General features: G+C 43.9%; 9 protein-coding genes and 7 pseudogenes. 6 read left to right on the forward strand and 10 right to left on the reverse strand.

What is annotated here, in order from left to right; genetic code table 11:
* Window positions 1-5: 5 nt before the first annotated feature.
* The 5 genes and pseudogenes from vasA (at window position 6) to NM96_04985 (ending at window position 5,213) form a co-directional block, all read left to right on the forward strand.
* Window positions 6-1,772, forward strand: coding sequence for a type VI secretion system baseplate subunit TssF (gene vasA / locus NM96_04965; GenBank protein AVR78775.1), 1,767 nt, complete (start codon window positions 6-8; stop codon window positions 1,770-1,772).
* Window positions 1,736-2,845 (forward strand): type VI secretion system baseplate subunit TssG, encoded by a 1,110-nt coding sequence (gene tssG / locus NM96_04970; GenBank protein AVR78776.1) that lies wholly within the window; start codon window positions 1,736-1,738, stop codon window positions 2,843-2,845. The genes vasA and tssG overlap by 37 nt, the downstream gene beginning before the upstream one ends.
* 20 nt (window positions 2,846-2,865) lie before the next feature.
* Window positions 2,866-3,405, forward strand: a complete 540-nt coding sequence (gene tssJ / locus NM96_04975; protein AVR78777.1) for a type VI secretion system lipoprotein TssJ — start codon at window positions 2,866-2,868, stop codon at window positions 3,403-3,405.
* Window positions 3,405-3,818, forward strand: coding sequence for a type VI secretion system baseplate subunit TssE (gene tssE, locus NM96_04980; GenBank protein AVR78778.1), 414 nt, complete (start codon window positions 3,405-3,407; stop codon window positions 3,816-3,818). Before tssJ ends, tssE begins: the two co-directional genes overlap by 1 nt.
* Before the next feature lie 47 nt (window positions 3,819-3,865).
* A pseudogene (locus tag NM96_04985) lies at window positions 3,866-5,213 on the forward strand (hypothetical protein).
* A 21-nt stretch (window positions 5,214-5,234) separates the two neighbouring features.
* On the opposite strand, the pseudogene NM96_04990 reads toward NM96_04985, so the two are convergent.
* Window positions 5,235-5,315, reverse strand: a pseudogene (locus NM96_04990) (IS1595 family transposase).
* A gap of 142 nt (window positions 5,316-5,457) precedes the next feature.
* Window positions 5,458-6,216, reverse strand: a pseudogene (locus NM96_04995) (IS5/IS1182 family transposase).
* On the opposite strand from NM96_04995, the pseudogene NM96_05000 reads away from it, so the two are divergent.
* A pseudogene (locus NM96_05000) lies at window positions 6,176-6,987 on the forward strand (IS30 family transposase). The pseudogenes NM96_04995 and NM96_05000 sit on opposite strands and share 41 nt — an antisense overlap.
* Before the next feature lie 133 nt (window positions 6,988-7,120).
* Here the strand turns inward: NM96_05000 and NM96_05005 are convergent.
* From NM96_05005 to NM96_05040, 8 genes and pseudogenes are all read right to left on the reverse strand, one after another.
* Entirely contained in the window at window positions 7,121-8,239 is a 1,119-nt protein-coding gene (locus NM96_05005; protein ID AVR78779.1) for a hypothetical protein, read from the reverse strand.
* Window positions 8,240-8,309: 70 nt separating this feature from the next.
* On the reverse strand, window positions 8,310-9,842 hold the full coding sequence (locus NM96_05010; protein AVR78780.1) for a DUF2235 domain-containing protein: 1,533 nt from the start codon (window positions 9,840-9,842) through the stop codon (window positions 8,310-8,312).
* Window positions 9,769-11,058: a DUF2931 domain-containing protein gene (locus NM96_05015; GenBank protein ID AVR78781.1), complete on the reverse strand. Its 1,290-nt coding sequence runs from the start codon at window positions 11,056-11,058 to the stop codon at window positions 9,769-9,771. The genes NM96_05010 and NM96_05015 overlap by 74 nt, the downstream gene beginning before the upstream one ends.
* A gap of 21 nt (window positions 11,059-11,079) precedes the next feature.
* Window positions 11,080-11,289, reverse strand: coding sequence for a rod shape-determining protein MreD (locus tag NM96_05020; GenBank protein ID AVR78782.1), 210 nt, complete (start codon window positions 11,287-11,289; stop codon window positions 11,080-11,082).
* Window positions 11,290-11,309: 20 nt separating this feature from the next.
* A complete protein-coding gene (locus tag NM96_05025; protein AVR78783.1) occupies window positions 11,310-13,793 on the reverse strand; it encodes a type VI secretion system tip protein VgrG in 2,484 nt (827 codons plus the stop codon).
* A 196-nt stretch (window positions 13,794-13,989) separates the two neighbouring features.
* Window positions 13,990-14,163 (reverse strand): annotated as a pseudogene (locus tag NM96_05030) (magnesium transporter).
* Window positions 14,164-14,623: 460 nt separating this feature from the next.
* Window positions 14,624-15,769: pseudogene (locus NM96_05035) on the reverse strand (hypothetical protein).
* Between the two features lie 399 nt (window positions 15,770-16,168).
* Window positions 16,169-17,314 (reverse strand): annotated as a pseudogene (locus NM96_05040) (hypothetical protein).
* Window positions 17,315-17,440: the final 126 nt, after the last annotated feature.

Genomic DNA, 17,440 nt, shown 5'->3' on the forward strand with positions numbered 1-17,440 from the left:
ATATTATGTCAGATCCCACATTACGCTATTATGAAGAAGAGATGCGGTATCTCAAAGAGGCGGGATTAGAGTTTTCAAAAGCCCACCCTGATCGTGCCGCAATGCTGAATTTAGACAGAGTAGGTACGCGCGATCCTTATGTAGAAAGACTGTTTGAAGGCTTTGCTTTTTTGACAGGGAGAATCAGACAAAAATTAGATGATGACTTTCCGGAATTGACGGAGGGGTTGGTCCATATGCTGTGGCCACATTATCTGAGGATGATTCCTTCCCTGACTGTTTTGGAATTGATTCCGGATAATAAAAAGTTGCAAGGAGGGCAAGTCGTTAAAAAAGGATTGTCCGTTCAGTCCGAACCTATCAATATCAACGATAGATTGACCAGATGCTTGTATCGGACCACTGCTGATGTTGCGCTCCAGCCTTTGAGCATATTGCATACATTGTTGGATTATGATGCGAATGGTCAAAGCGTCATCAAATTAACTTTCGGTATCCACCGGCAAATACAGAAAGAGAATTTAGATTTTTCCAAAATCAGAATTTATATTTCCGCTGATGAACCGATTGCCTTCGCATTGCGTCATGCTTTGTTGAATCAGACAGCGCGAATCAGCCTGCATCATGCCGAATTGCCATCTGCCGGCAATATACAGTTTAAGGCAGTCGGATTTGCTGAAGATGAAAGGTTGTGGGAGAAAGTCAATAACAGCTTTAGCGGCTATCAACTATTGCTGGAATATTTTTGTTTCAAACAGAAGTTTTTCTTTATTGATTTAGTGGGCATCGATGCCGGAGCGTGGTCGGAACGGATTAATGAGTTTAGCGTGAATGTGGTTCTTTCCAAGCAATACCCTTCAGAGCTTCGATTCCCTCCTGACTGTTTGAAATTGAACTGCGTGCCTGCCATCAATCTGTTTGATATGGAAGCAGAGCCTATCCGAGTGGATCATAAGGCGTTCGAATATCAGGTGAAGCCGCTGTTACATGAAGGTATGGCCGTTGAAGTTTATTCCGTCGAAGAGGTAGAGGCGGTTAATCATGAAACAGGTAAGCGTTATCCCTATATTCCTTTTTCCTCATTCCAGCATCGTGGCGGATTGATGAAATATGATGCGCCGGAAAGGTATTTCCATACCAAAGTCAAGCAAGGCGTATCAGGAAGACATGAAACATTTATCATGCTTGGCGGATTGTTGTGGGATAGAAAAGACATATTGCCTACTGAGACGCTTTCATTGAAGGTGGTCGGGACAAATGGTGCTTTGCCGCGTAAAAGTCTGAGGGAAACCCAAATTCAAGACGACGATATCGCTGAACCAAATATCAAAATGGTCAGAAACCTTACTACGCCGACATTGTCTTGCTACCCGCCGACAGAGGATAGATTCCAATGGCGCATATTGTCCCATTTGTCACCCAACTATTTATCACTATTGAATGTCGACAGTTTGAAAGGGGCATTGTCCATTTACGACTGGACTGAAGACGAGCTGAACAAGCGCAGACTGAATGGTATTGTTGATGTCAAACATGAAACAGTACAGAGAATCGAGCGTGGCGCAGTCCATCGCGGAATTCATATTACCGTAACATTTGATTCAACCGCATTTAGCGGTGAGGCGGAAATTTATTTGTTCGGAGAATTATTGAACGAATTTTTTGCAATGTATGCTGATTTGAACCTGTTTACCCGGTTCAGCATTGTTTCTCTGCCATCCGGGAAAACATATACATGGAAAGACAGCAAAACAACTATCACACGGTTTTAGAAACGGCGCACAAAAGCGCCAAAGAAAATAACGACAGGCAAACGCTTCCCTTATGGGAGATTCCTAGAAATAAAGCGCAGCGCGAAAGCGGGTCGTCTGAAATCTTCCAAGAGAAATTGGGGGAGTTTATTGTACGCAATGCGGCAACAATGAATTTCTTCCAATTTTGCCGGGTTCTGGAAACCCTTGCCGAAGGAAATGAAGAAAAGGCTGTCGAGTCAACCGTAAGATTTAGAAGGGTAAAGTCTTTATCTTTCCCTTCCGGGGAGATTGCATCGGTTGAATATGACGCAGAAGCCGATCTGCCGACTGTCAGGACGACATTTTTAGGTTTGTACGGTGTCGATGCGGTTTTGCCGGATTACTTCCTGAACGATATTGCGACACATAAAGACGGCAGTGAAAGCCTGGCAGCATTTTTAGATATTTTTAACCACCGAATCACGACCCTGTTTTTCCAAGCATGGAAAAAATACCGTTATCCGTTTCTGTTTCAACGGGAGGGGCAGGATGACCTATCGCGTTCCCTCTTGCACCTAATCGGGCAAGGCATGGTCAACGGGAAATTCATGCATCCTCTGCTGGATAGCAGGATTTTGGGATTGTTCAGTATTTTTTACCAACGAACCCGAACCAAAGAAGGGATTGTCAGCATTGTCAGATACCTTCTTCCCTTTGCCGACGTAAAAGTAAAAGAGTTCCAGCCGCAGTGGGTCATTTTGGAGAAGGACCGCAAACTGGGGAAAGCCGGTTTGCGGTTAGACGGGGGAAGCGCATCTTTGGGCGGACGGATAAAAGATTACAGTCATTTGGTGCGTATTGAAATTACACCCGATACATTTGACAACGCGCAGCTTCTGTTGCCAAAGCAGCAATTGCACCAAAAATTGCTCGAATTATTAAAACTCTATTTGGGTCGTCGTTTTGATGCGAGTGTTTACCTGAATATTAAAAAACAATGGATACCCAAAAGCCGTTTGGAAAAAAAACAAATATTGGGGATTAATACCGGTTTAGGTGCGATGCACCAAGACAAACAAATAAAAATAGCGAACTATACTTACTCAAACTAACTTCAAGAAAACGGAAAATCATGAATAAAAAAACCAGAATTACGTCAGTCTGCTCATTAGCCCTTTTATGCGCCATGCTTTCAGGATGCGGGATTTGGCAAGGCATGAAAGATGGAACGGTTGAAGCAACGAAAAGTGTTTTTTATACCAAACTCAAGATTTTGAAAATCGACCTGATTGCACGAAACGGTTTGAATCAAAACGAGCGCGGGCAGTCGCTGTCGACAGTCGTCCGAGTGTATCAGTTGAAAGACAAGCAAAATTATGAAGTTGCCTCATATCGCGATTTGCTCAATCAAGACAAAACCATCTTGAGCAACGATCTAGCGGAAGGTTACAAGCAATATACCATCCGACCGGGGGAGACCATCAGCTTTGATGAAACGCTGAATAAAGACACCAAATATGTCGGCGTCGTCGCTTTCTACAACAAAGTAGGGGAAGAGCAGACTTGGAAAATGTTGATTACCAAAAAGCAGCTGACCAATAAAAAACCGGTCGTTATCGAATTGGTGGATAACAAAGTCCTGCTTCAAGAGACGGTCAAGAAAGTCAAATAATGGATGCCGCACTCTATGAGAAACTGACCGGATTTTATTCCGACGGTTTGCCGATAGATGACCTGCCGGGCAGCTTCCAGTTGGTTCGCAGTGTTTTGGACAATATCCAACGCATTCTTAACAGCAGGAGCGGTTCCTTGAAACATCTGCCGGATTATGGGATTCCCGATCTCAGCATGGTTTATAAAAACCTGCCGTCCAGCGCGCATGACTTGCGGTATTTTATGAGAAAAACCTTGTTGAAATACGAGCCGAGATTAAGGAACTTGGATATCCACCTCACTGAATCCAAAGACAATATCATGGTCTTGTGTTATCAGCTGGAATGCGAAATCGAAAACGTGGGTGCGGTAGTGATAGACACTTATTTTATGCCTGAGGGGACGGTTTCCGTTAAACGCAGCCGGACATAAGCTTTCTTTGGCGTAAATAGATTACTTTGAAAATTAAGAAATAAAATATGGTTAAACACATTTTCCTTACTTGCGGCGTGTTGCTTTCAGCAACCGCTCAAACCGCCTTTGCCAAAGAGCTGGAAGGCATGTTGGTCACTCAAAACAATTATGTCCGGATTCGAAGTTGTGATTTGAAAAACAATTACACTTTGCTTCCCGGTAGTGGAAACGGCTATGAAGCCGCAGCGGAAATCATCAGCGTCAGAAAAAATACGCCTGAAAACACACCAATCTATGTCAGGCTGAGAGGAAATCTGGAAAATACCAATTTTTTGATTTCCGGGATTGATTTCATCAAAATGGGCGAGAGCTGCCATGTGCCGCATACCGAAACTCCGCCTGCCGAAGTCGTTATTCGAGAGTATCCGCTTAATCAGCAGAAATCAGGTTCGACAGGAGGCAAGCCTGAGTCTAAGCAAGACAATGCGAAATTAAAAGCTACGGAATCCCAACAAGCTAAGGCAGAACAGGATAAACCGGAAGAAACGGCAGGCAAGTCAGAAGAGCCGATTCCTTATCCTGAAGTTACACAGACTAACCAATCGGAAGACGGTAAAAAGTCTGAAGACAAGACAAATCCAGACGACCTTGTTAAAGAAAGTGTGAAAACTGAGGATGCCAAACAGGCAGATACCGAGAAATCTGGTCTTACAAATGCTGGCTCGGAGACTCTGGTAGTATCAAAAACAACTTCGCCAGCTGAGAGACAACCCGTAGAAAATAAGGAAAGTAATACGTCGGCTAAAGCAGAGGTATCTGAAACGGTAGAAGTGCCAGCCAAAGCAGAAACACATGAAACAGTAGAAGCGCCAGTCAAAGCAGAAATATCTGAAGTGGTAGAAGGGTCAACCCAAGTAGAAACACCTGAAAAGGTAGAAACGCCAACCAAGGTGGAAACTTCTGAAACCGTAGAAACACCAGCCCAAACGGAGGCGCCTGTAACAGTAGAAAAACGGATAACAACAGAAACTACACCAACTACGCAAGCTCCGGTACTGGAAGAAGTGTCGATAAAAGCGGTTGATGTGGAGGAGTATTTGTCTGTATCTGAGCCTGTAGCTCCTATGGTTTTGCCAGCAGAAAGTCAGCCGGTAGAAGCCCCACTACCGTATTCAAAGTGAAGCCTGAAACCGGTAAGCAGGATTCTCCATCGCTAGAGCATGAGCCTTTGGCACCGCAAATAGATATCCAACGCGAAGAAACGCATTCTGCGCACAATACGTTGTCGGCTTCCCAATGACTACCAAAACATCTGTGCCATAGGCAGAGTCGCCTACCTTTCATGAAGAAACACTGGTGCAGCCGGTTTATGTCAATAAGGTCATCGTGCATGATGATGATGCCTTTAAATAAAGGGGCTGACGTAGATTAGCCCTAAATTCCACACCAATCCCGCAGGATTTTTAGCTGCCGGGACGGTGTGCCGAAGTTAAATCGAAATTCGCATTCTGAGACCTTTGCAAAAAAGCCCTTCCCCCGACAGCCGAAATCCAAACACAGGTTTTCGGCTGTTTCCCTCCCCCAATACCTCCTGATTTTACCCCAATACCCCCTAATCCTCCCCGGACGCCCCATAATAAGGCATCCGGGCCGCCTTTTAGGCGGCAACAGGCACACTTAGCCTGTTAGCCGCTTTCAACAGGTTTAAACACATCGCCTTCAGATGGCTTTGCGCACTCACTTTAATCAGTCCGAAATAGGCTGCCCGGGCGTAGCGGAATTTACGGTGCAGCGTACCAAAGCTTTGTTCGACCACATAACGGGTCTTCGACAAATATCGGTTGCGTTTGGTTTGCACTTCCGTCAGCGGACGGTTGCGGTGGGCTTTGCGCATAATGCCGTCTAACAACTGATGCTCTTTCAGATGTTGTCGGTTTTCCGCACTGTCGTAGCCTTTATCGGCATAGACGGTCGTATCTTCGGCAATGCCCTCCAACAAAGGCAACAGGTGGTTGCACTCATGGGTATTGGCGGGGGTAATGTGCAGTTGCTCAATATAGCCTTCCTCATCGGTACGGGTATGTTGTTTGTAACCGAGTTTGTAGAGGCCGTTTCTCTTTGTCCAACGGGCATCTTTATCCTTACTCGGTGTGGTTTGGCCGCTGACTTGTCCTTCCTCGTCGACTTCTATGGCCTGACGCTGTTTGCTGCCGGCTGTCTGAATAATGGTGGCGTCAACGACGGCGGCAGATGCCTTCTCTACTTTTAGGTTTTTTTCGGCCAGTTGTCGGTTAATCAGTTCCAGCAATTCGGACAGGGTGTCGTCTTGCGCCAGCCAGTTGCGGTAGCGGCATAAGGTGCTGTAATCGGGGATGTTCAGTTCGTCAAAACGGCAAAGCCGGCTGACCAAACAGTACCGGCGAAAACCCTACTAAGCTTGATTCGCAGCTGATTCAGCACATCGACACCCTTATCCGCCGCAAACTCAGCCCCGAACAAGTATGCGCCTACCTGCGCAAACACCACCAAATCACACTCCATCACAGCACCGTTTACCGCCACCTTCGCCAAGACAAAAACAACGGCGGCACTTTATGGCAACATCTCAGAATATGCAGCAAACCCTACCGCAAACGCTACGGCAGCACATGGATCAGAGGCAAAGTGCCCAACCGCGTCGGCATAGAAAACCGACCTGCCATTGTCGACCAAAAAAAAACGCATCGGCGATTGGGAGGCCGACACCATCGTCGGCAAAAATCAGAAAAGCGCGTTATTGACCTTGGTCGAACGCGTTACCCGCTACACCATCATCTGCAAATTAAAGAACTTAAAAGCCGAAGACACTGCCCGGGCGGCCATTAGGGTATTAAAGGCATATAAAGCCAGAGTCCACACCATCACCATGGATAACGGCAAAGAGTTCTACCAACACGCCAAAATAGCCAAAGCATTGAAGGCGAAAACCTATTTTTGCCACCCTTACCATTCTTGGGAGAAAGGGCTAAATGAGAACACCAACGGACTCATCCGGTAATATTTCCCCAAACAAACCGATTTCCGAAACATCAGCGATCGGGAGATACGCAGGGTTCAAGATGAGTTGAACCACCGGCCAAGAAAAACACTTGGCTACGAAACGCCAAGTGTTTTATTCTTAAATCTGTTCCAACCACTGGTACCCTAGTGTTGCACTTGAAATCCGAATCCAAGGACCTTGGTACATATTGGTTTTTAACTCAACCTATGCTTACTGAACTAAACACAAAATATAACCATCCAGCATAATCAAAGTAAAGTTGATATGTTGACTAATAAATTTATGTAGAAATTATATTTAAGTTCATTTCATATTCAGAGTCACTTGAATAGATAATAATAACTATATCATTTTTGGAATGTAAGTTTTTAGTCGTCAAGGCAATTAAAAGCCAATTCATATTTAGGGGCGAACTCCCCAAATACTTCTCTACCGATTTTTTTATATTTTTTGTTTTCAACGAAAACAAATAAGGTAATAGTTCGTATTTTTCTAAAGTCAAAAAACTATAGCTATCAATCCAATATTGTATAGCACGATTTTCAACATCGCTATAACGAAGAAATTTTTCTAGATTTGAAGATACTTCTGCTTTATTGGTAGAATCAATGTTAAGCCCTCTACTAATATAATTTTTGATATGGATTTTTTTGTCCTCAACCGATTTTTCATTTGAAAAGATAAACCATATAATATTCTCAGTAAAATGACTTTCTGCATTCGAAGAATTATTAATGGCAGGTGAAATAAGCACATGCAAGCCATCTGCCATATCTTCCATCCAGCTATCAATAATATTGCCATTATTTTCTTGAACCCACAAAAGATCATTTTTGATGATGTTTTGAAATAAGTTAGCTGTTTTTTTTAAATAATCGAAACAATCTTTCTTATATTGATAATTATCACTATCAATATAAAACCGAATATTGGTTAGCAAAGTTCCCTGCAACAGTTCATCCAATGACTCTAAACATTCCCATATTGCCCGCTTAAAAGTATCTTCAGGTAAGTAAAACACCTCATTATGAAATGTTCCCCCAGTATCATTCAGTATTCCATCTATTAAAATTTCTTGTGGTAAATAAATTCCATTCCTCAATAACGCAATTTTTTTATTTGCCCATTGTTTCCATCTAGATTCAATATGCTTTTTTTCTTCTGCCCATGCTTCTTTTTGATATTGTTTATGTATTCTTATAGAAAGAAAGAAAATACCAACAATTAGCAAAGGTAGGCACAAATATAAGGCTTTCTGTATCAATGTAGAATCTTCTGTAAACCATAACAATATGGCTACTAGAATATATAACATTGTTAAAGCTACCAAACAATACCATTTATATATAGGTCTGAAAACCTCTTCTGCTTCAGGAATATCGGGAATATTCCATTTCATACTATATCCTTTCTCTATCTATCAATACTGTCTGAAGATGATTTTGGATAGCTCAGCACTACACGAGGCATCAACCTTCGTGTATTTTTCTAAATGGCAATCCATTTTTTGTTCTCAGTTCATATCCAAGTTCATCTTTTGCAGACCAATGAATATACTTGTAACGGATTTTCCGTACCTGTTCCGGTGAGTAATACTGACTCAGTTCAAAATTGTAGCTTTTTCCCCAGGTATTTTTGGATACCTTTTGTATATCGTAAGGCAATTTGTTAAGTAGCTCGATGATTTCCGGAAATTGGGAAGTCTCTCTCTCTTTTATCCTACCCCTGTTAAATGCAATAACCTTGTCACTGCAGTGCGTTTCCACAATCAAGCGCATAATCCTGAATGCAACGCGGGCATAATCGTTGGGTATTACATTTTTCCGTATTGCTGTCATCATCTCTGGAGTTTCGATTGCCCCCACCATCGCATTTTGAGAGGTTCTACTTTTTAACCAATTAATATCATTTTCTTTAAAGAACCCTTGCTCTTGAAACCATTTTTTCATACCTGGAACATTTTTCTTAACCGGAAACGGTTTTTTTTGCGCTTCGGATTGATAGCTTCCACCAACATCTGCATGTGCGCCACTAATGGCAACCTCCATTCCAAAACCATTATTAATGGCACTGTCTATATTTGTTAGAGAGAAATATTGTCGGTATTCATCTGCAGCTGTCAAATGAAAAACTTTACTTGCATAACCGCGTTCGAAATTGAGATGTAATTCCTTTACATCATTATCAAATGCACTTGTCGGTTCTGGTATAGTATATTCCGGCGAAAATGACGATACAGTATCAAATAAGCCAACAAAATTGACGATAATTCTTTCTCTTTTAAGATTCCACCCTTTAAACAGTTGAGGTTCCGTTTTTACTCTATGTAAAAAATGCCTGGCAGCTGCCGCCCCTCTGCTGAAACCGAATATGTTCAGTATAAGGATCGTCGGGATCCGATCACCTAAACTTTGCTTGACCATAGTCTGAATCTTCTCAAATGATTGAAAAACACGGGTTCCTATACCGGTATAACCACTACCGAAAGCAAATCCCTGTTGCGAATCTGTATAATATTCTCTGTCCTTCAGCGGAAAACCTTTACGTGCACGATCTTTGTTCTCCCTATCCAAATGATTAATTTGCTCTGCACCGGTACCGATCCCTTCGATATAAGCCCAGCCTATATTAGCTTTTTGTTCTCTTGCTTGATACAGATACGACACATTGGAATGATCATTGAAATAGCTTTCATATTTACTGGCTGTTTCTTTGCCCTTATACATTTGAGGATTTTTCTTCCTATGCTCAATGTTGTATAGATTATTTTTTGTACCATCAAAAAATACATTGATGGTAAAGCTGTCAACATAAACTTCACGTTGAGATCCTGTTTCACCGTTGGTTTTACCTTCACCTTTTACCTTGTTACTACTTTGGGTGGCCTTTCCGTCGTTGGTTACTTTTTCCTTACTCATGATACTTTCCTTAATAATACGCATTATTGTTGATTTCGTAACGTTGATGGAGCTTAGCATCTGGCAATGCAATTTTTTGTCCATCTTTTTGAATATATGCTTCTATCAACTCAAAATAATCATTGAATTTCAATTTCAAAGTAGCAAACTGATTCATTGATGGTGTACTAATATTATGCACTCGAGTCCTTCCAGGAAACGCCTGTTGAAATATTCTATACAGCCTGTTCAGCCGAATATCGTCGTATATAATTTTATAATCATTCTGCTCTTGTTCTTCAGTCTTAAATGGATGCAATCTAATACCCCACCGCTTACCCGTTTCCTTTTCGATCAACCATATCTTGATGTAAGTCGGAATTGCCTTCATTGTATTCTTTTCTTCTTCGATTCTATCCTTACCTATGGCTGTCCAGCGCTCTGTATTAGCGAATTCCATATAGTATTCGCCGTTCCATTCTCCCCCATCCACTTCAACTTCCAAGTTCCATGGATATTTCGTTTGCATCTGTTTGTACCACTCCGCACTCACCTTTTTGGGTCCATCAATATAAGAGTGGTAGAAATTGGGGTGTTCTTTACGGACGCTGTCTAAGTATTCTTTCCGTTCTTCAAGATTGTGAAAACGTGCGACTCTGTAATACCACATTTCATTGAAATGATGTTTGGCAGCCTCTTCCACAGAAGGCATGATTTCTTTTGCCTGCCAGGACATCAATTCCTTGCGGATAAAGACATTGGTAAGGTTCAGCGTCACCCAGCCGTCAGGAGCAACAGCCAATTCAAAATCATTGGGAGATTCATATTGCGGAGTTTCTGTGTCCTCTACTGCATTATTGAATACCCTGTAACTTTTTGCCATCATAGGACGTATCTTGTCTGTCGGGAGAGCTTCATCCAACTGATAAAATTTATTTTCAAACTGAGAGGAATAGGTAAAAGTCAGCCTTTCGGGAAGTAAATCAAACTCTGCCGTTCTTCCCAAATACCCTCCTCTGCCCCATATAGAACCCGTACCAAAGAAATTTCGCAATACTGTTCCGTTCTGCAAATAAAAATCAGAACTGTACTTATTTGATACATCTATTGCTTCTGCATCCAATGTTAAATATGAAGAATTTTCCGGTGTGGCGTTAACCAATATTGCATCTGCCATCGTAATTCCCCAAACCATGCCTTTTCCCTGTTCGGAATTGCCGTTGCCTTCAATCATTCTGTTTAATCCTATGTTTGCCAATACAATACTCAGATAGCCCGCTGCTACCATGCCTAACAGTAAATTTGTTTTCCTGTGTTTCATTCAGACGGCCTTTTTACTATCTTATTGATTCCAATAAAGATACGAATTAATGATATCAACCCAGTATCCGTAAATTACCCAGCCATTGAGCAGAATGAAAACAACTGCACAATATTTCCAATGACGGTTTTGATACATTCTAATGATACAGTAGGCATTAACAACCAGAAAAAAAATGTATCTGCCTACCTCCTCCCACAACACCTGAAACATTAATACCAAATATCCCATATCCAATATTCCTATATCATTTAAATTTCTCTAGATTCGTCATCGTCAGATTCAAAAACCATCCCCTCCAGTTTACTTCCTGAATATACCCTGAATGCCTCCCCTTTTTCATTGGTTACGCCTCGATAAATTTTACCGTTTGCCATAGTAATTTTATAAGCAAAATTAGGGATAGGCATACCCGTACGTTCATCTTTTAATACAAACATTTCGTCATTGCCTGGATTAGGGATAGCCAGAGGATAGTCCTCGGAATGATTGGCTGTCACATGAAATGGAGCTCTAAAACGCAACATTTTTGGACCACCAATTTCAACCTCTCCATTTTTAATTCGAATGTAAGCTCCCTGACTAACTAATAAAATTCCTTTATCTGAGGCAATCGTAATTTCACCTTCTGTACTGGTTAAGGCTGAATTTTTTCGAGCATTAATCTGCAATTCACCATTTTGCGCCTGAATAGCCACTTTACCTTTATTCGCTTGTATTTTCATTCCACTATTTTGGGCAAACAGATTAAGACTATCTGCAGCATGAACAGTAAAATTTTTTCCTGAAGTTATGCCTGTATCTTGTCCACTAACCAAATTAATAAACTCTTTTGCTGTATGAATTTGGCTTTTCGAAGTTGCACTAGCAATACCATTTGGAGCGGATTGGATAATCCCTGCTTGTTTTAATTCTTTAAGGCTATTTTCCAGTTGCTCCCTTTGTATCTTAATTTCTGCCAATTCATTTTGTGCACTTTGCGCAGCTTCATCCAAGCTTTGAGCTAATCCTAACATTTCCTCTAGAACACTTATAGCCTCATGCATATTTAATACTTTATCAGATGGACTCTTACCGTCTGCACTAATTAATATACCATTGCCCGCCCGTACGGCACCCCAGCCGTCGGTTCTGAGTTCGAAGCCTTCGCCGTTTTCTCCGCGTTTTTCCCGACTTGAGTCGACGATGTGGCCGAGGTTGAGTTGGGATTTCTGATAGTCGGTGGCGAGTTTGATGTGTTCCTGACCTTTTTGGTCTTCCATCCTGAGTTTGTTGTTCGCCCAGGTACGGATGACGTTCCTTGTGTTCCAGTCGGCAGGGATGTGGTCGGGATGGACGCTGTCGTGCATGACGCCGGAGATATACGGGCGGTCGGGATTGCCTTGGACGAAGGACAGCATGACTTCTGTACCTTCGTGCAGGGGGAAGTGGATGCCGTACTCGGGACCGGCATAGGGTTTGGCGAGTCGGACGGGACGGCTTTCTCCGCCCGGACTCCATTCGTCCAAATCAAACGGCAGTTTGACGCGGTAGCGCCCCATGTCGTCGATGTAGGCGTAGGTGCAGTTCTCTGCCGCGGTCACCCGTGCGGGCAGTGTGCCGGCGATATGGGGGCGCGGTGTGGTACGTTCGGGACGGAAGGTGAGTTGGGCGGGTATGGCGGTAAAGGTGTGGCTGTAGGCGGTATCGCGGCTGCCGCTGTGTTCCATGCCGAGTACCAGCCAGCCGTCGGGTGCTTCGGGGAAGGCGGTATCGGTTTGGAACACTTTCATCGGCGCCATGGAGACGACGTTACCGCTGCCGTTGGCGACGGTTTGGCGACAGAGTACGGCTTCGTTCAACAGGGTCGTCTGAACCTGGGCTTCGTCGGGGGTTTTGGGATGAAGGCCCCAGTTTTGCTGTTTGCCCAGTAAGACGGTATTGTCGGCTGATTCTTCAGACTGTTTGTTGTCGGTTTCGGCAAAGAGATCGGTATCGGCAGTGCGGTAGTTGTAGTCGGCACTGCGTATGCCTTCGACGATGGGGTTGTGGCGGATGCTTAAGTTGAAGAGTGCTTCGGTACCGACACTCTCTAATCCGGCATGGGGGCGGTAGGAAACGGGTAAGCCTTGACTGCGCAAATAGTGTTCGGGACTGTCACCGAAGACGACTACGTCACCATGTTGTTCATGCTGTTCGAAGGCATACCAGATGCCTTCTTCCTCACACAGACGGTTGACAAAGTCGAAGTCGCTTTCGAGATGCTGGGTCACATACTCGCGGACGGTGTAGCTGCGGCTTTTTTGGAAACGGTAGTCGACACCGGAGAAGCCGTGGTGTTTGAAGACGGCAGCGACGATGTCGGGGACGGTTTGGTTTTGAAACAGTCGGGAGGATTGGAAATGTTTTAAAGCCGCGAAACGCGGCTCTAAAACAAAGCGGTAAACGGTTTCATCCTTGGATACGGACAGCTTCTCGCATGAAGTCACAATGCCCTGCCATTGTTTCGCCGGAGCGTCGTCCGAACCGGCTGAAAAAGCGGCGGCGACTTCGGACAATACGGCCTCCTGCGGACGGATTTCAAACGCTGCTCGCTGGTTGAGGTAGGAAGACAGCGGCAGGGAGGAATCGGTAGAGGTGGCGGTGATTTCGACGCGGTAGGCGGTGTTGGCGGCTTCGGAGGCGGTAAAGGATTTGACGGAGAGGGAGGGGGAGAAACGGGCGAAGGTGAGGTGGTAGGATTGGCGGGCAGTCATGGTCGGGTATTTCCAAGATGACGATGGGGTCGGTATGGTAGTTTGAACGGGAGCGGGCGGTCAAGCTGGGGGGATTGGTGGTGGAAAGGCCGTCTGAATGGAAGTGAACTACACCTCAAAAGTTGAACATCCTTCCAACTGCCAAGGTCAAGGTGTGTTTTTTTTATGGCCAAATATACATTGAATTTCAAATATCAAACCTTACTCTAAACGCCTCATCCTCGATCGGCCCGCCTTCTTCAATTTGCGGAAAGGCGGGCGAGAGGATTCTGCACAGCGCGTGGATACGATTGAAATCGGAGGAAACACGCTCTATGTTGCTTTCGATACCGTCGTTTTCAAGGTTCGGAGGGGTTTGTTCGATATTCATAAATGCTCCGCCCGCCGGATGCGGGAAGGCATTTCGGCGGGATGGTTATCGTGTATTTCGGGATAAACCGGAAGGGAAGTTCAGTAAAAACGAACTGGGAAGGTCCATAATAAAAGCCTGCCGATTCAGGCGTCGTGTTGGAAACGGAGCGTATTTTACCGCGTTTCGGAGCGGTTTACTATTTTTAACTGAAAAGGTCGTCTGAAATGTATAAATTTCAGACGACTTTGGTAAACGTTGAGTTTTCACCCTAACCTATTCTTTCTCAATTTGTTGCGTAAAAACTTCATAAATTTCTTACCTCAAAACTGCGATCTGGAAAACTTTCAAATAGCAACTAAACCTAAGAAATCAGTTTTTTTAACTTGTTCCACAAAGAAACTGTTTTCGGTCCACGCGAGCTCGATTGATAAGGATAGGTAGGATAAGCCTTAGTGCCTTCAGTTTGGGACTGTTCAGGCAAAGGTAGCCCCGTTTTCATGTCCAATCCTACTTTATCTGCTAGCTTTTTCATCAGTTCGTCCGAGGGCTTTTGGGGTTCTTCTCCCTCCACCCAGCGTTGAAAGGCGATTTTGCCGTCCCATTCGGGTAAAGGTGCAGGCGGTAGCGGAACGATGTCGTCCAAGTCGGGAACGGTAGGTGACATGAAGTCGTAAGTTGATAGATAAGAGTCAATAATACCGTAACGGCGAGCACGCTCTTCATCAGTCTCCACATCTAAAAAGTCGTTATTTCCTTTTTCTTTTCCTGCTTTAAACGCATTAGAAAGAATAAAAGCAGATAAATAATTACCGTTTTTTACCCCCTGATGATAGGCTCTAACGGCTTCATCATATTTATGATAGTCAGGAAGAAACATACCCAACCAATAAGAAGCATTACCTTGCCCTTGTTCAGAAGCACACCGATATAACTTCATCATTAGCTTTAATCGAAATTCACGTGTTTCTTCATCATCTAAATTACTGATCATCTGACCTAACGTATATTGCGCCTCCCTGTTACCCATATCCGCAGCCTTGCGCAAAAATGCCAGCTCACTGTCGGGGGGCGCACTGACACCGTAGCCGTCTTCAATATAGCCTTTGAGCAGATAGTAGGCGGTAGCTGGAAGTTGTTTGTGCAGCATTTTATACAATTTCTGGGTTTCGGCTTCAGCCTCAATATCAGGAACCCTCGTCCAGCCATCGCTGAGCAGGAACTGCAGTCGTACGTTTGCCTTATAATCGCCATTAGCGGCGGCAATGCGGTAATACGGCAATAGTTCATCCCAAAAACCGTCCCCCCTCTGTCCAGGCCACATATGGTTCAAATCACGGTGCAGAGCATAATTGTAGAGTTGCTGCGTTTCTTCAGACAAAGACGGGCGTTTTTCATGCACGCAGGTAAACTCAAGGTTCTTTTTGATTTCTTCAATGGTCTTCATGGTTTCTTTCTTCCGTTGTTTTTCTTGCCATTTTTCCCCTATGCTGCAATACGCGGGTTTAACATGACCATTTGCACCGCCTATATGGATGGGATTGCATTTCAGCCAAAGGAGAAACCAAATAAACATTGCTGCCAGACAGCCTAAAACTATCAGGGTATATTTGAGGGATTTATGCATAATAGTCAATCCAATCGGGAGACTTTAGGATCCAGGCGTAAAAATTCGCATAGGGGATGCAGTGGCGGTTTGCCGACTTTGATATTTGCTTTTTTTACCGCGTTTCGGAGCGGTTTACTATTTTTAACTGAAAAGGTCGTCTGAAATGTATAAATTTCAGACGACTTTGGTAAACGTTGAGTTTTCACCCTAACCTATTCTTTCTCAATTTGTTGCGTAAAAACTTCATAAATTTCTTACCTCAAAACTGCGATCTGGAAAACTTTCAAATAGCAACTAAACCTAAGAAATCAGTTTTTTTAACTTGCTCCACAAAGAAAGTGTTTTCGGTCCACGCGAGCTCGATTGATAAGGATAGGTAGGATAAGCCTTAGTGCCTTCAGTTTGGGACTGTTCAGGCAAAGGTAGCCCCGTTTTCATGTCCAATCCTACTTTATCTGCTAGCTTTTTCATCAGTTCGTCCGAGGGCTTTTGGGGTTCTTCTCCCTCCACCCAGCGTTGAAAGGCGATTTTGCCGTCCCATGCGGGTAAAGGTGCCGGCGGTAGCGGGACGATGTCATCCAAATCAGGAACGGTCGGCGACATGAATCCGTAATCTGAAAGATAGGTATTAATAATGTCATAACGGCGGGCACGTTCTTCATCAGCTTCAACATCTAAAAAGTCGTTACTACCTTTGTCTTTTCCTGCCTTAAATGCATGAGAAAGAATAAGTGCAGACAAATGGTTACCATTTTTTGTTCCTTGATGATAGGCCTTTACTGCTTCATCAAATCTATCCCTATTCTGTAAATGGCTACCCAGTTCTAAAGAAGAAGCCCCCTGTCCTTGTTCAGAAGCACATTGGTGTATCTTGCGCATCAAATTCAGTCGAAACTCCCGCGTCGGTTCATCATCAAGCCAAGCTATTTTTTCCGCCAGTGCATATTGTGCATCCCTGCTGCCCATATCCGCAGCCTTGCGTAAAAATGCCAGCTCACTGTCGGGTGGTGCACTGACACCGTAGCCATCTTCGATGTAGCCCTTAAGCAGATAGTAGGCGGTAGCTGGAAGTTGTTTGTGCAGCATTTTATACAATTTCTGGGTTTCGGCTTCAGCCTCAATATCGGGAACCTTCGTCCAGCCATCGCTAAGCAGGAACTGCAGCCGTATGTTTGCCTTATAGTCGCCGTTGGCGGCAGCAATGCGGTAATAGGGCAATAGTTCATCCCAAAAACCGTCTCCCCTCTGGCCAGGCCACATATGGTTCAAATCACGGTGCAGCGCGTAGTTGTAGAGTTGCTGTGTTTCCTCGGATAGAGGTGGGCGTTTTTCATGCACGCAGGTAAACTCAAGGTTCTTTTTGATTTCTTCAATGGTCTTCATGGTTTCTTTCTTCCGTTGTTTTTCTTGCCATTTTTCCCCTATGCTGCAATACGCGGGTTTAACCTGACCGTTGGCGCCTCCTATATGGATAGGATTGCATTGCAACCAAAGGAGAAAGCAAATAAACATTGCTGCCAGAAAGCCTAAAACTATTAGGGTATATTTGAGGGATTTGTGCATAATAGTCAATTTAATCGAGAAAGGGTGTGATATAAGCGCAGAAACTCACCCTGCAGCTACGGTGTTTGTATGCAACTTCGCTATTCCAGCAAAACATAATATCATGATAAAGGTATAGTATCTATG

The sequence above is a fragment of the Neisseria mucosa genome, assembly GCA_003028315.1.
Taxonomy (GTDB): domain Bacteria; phylum Pseudomonadota; class Gammaproteobacteria; order Burkholderiales; family Neisseriaceae; genus Neisseria; species Neisseria mucosa.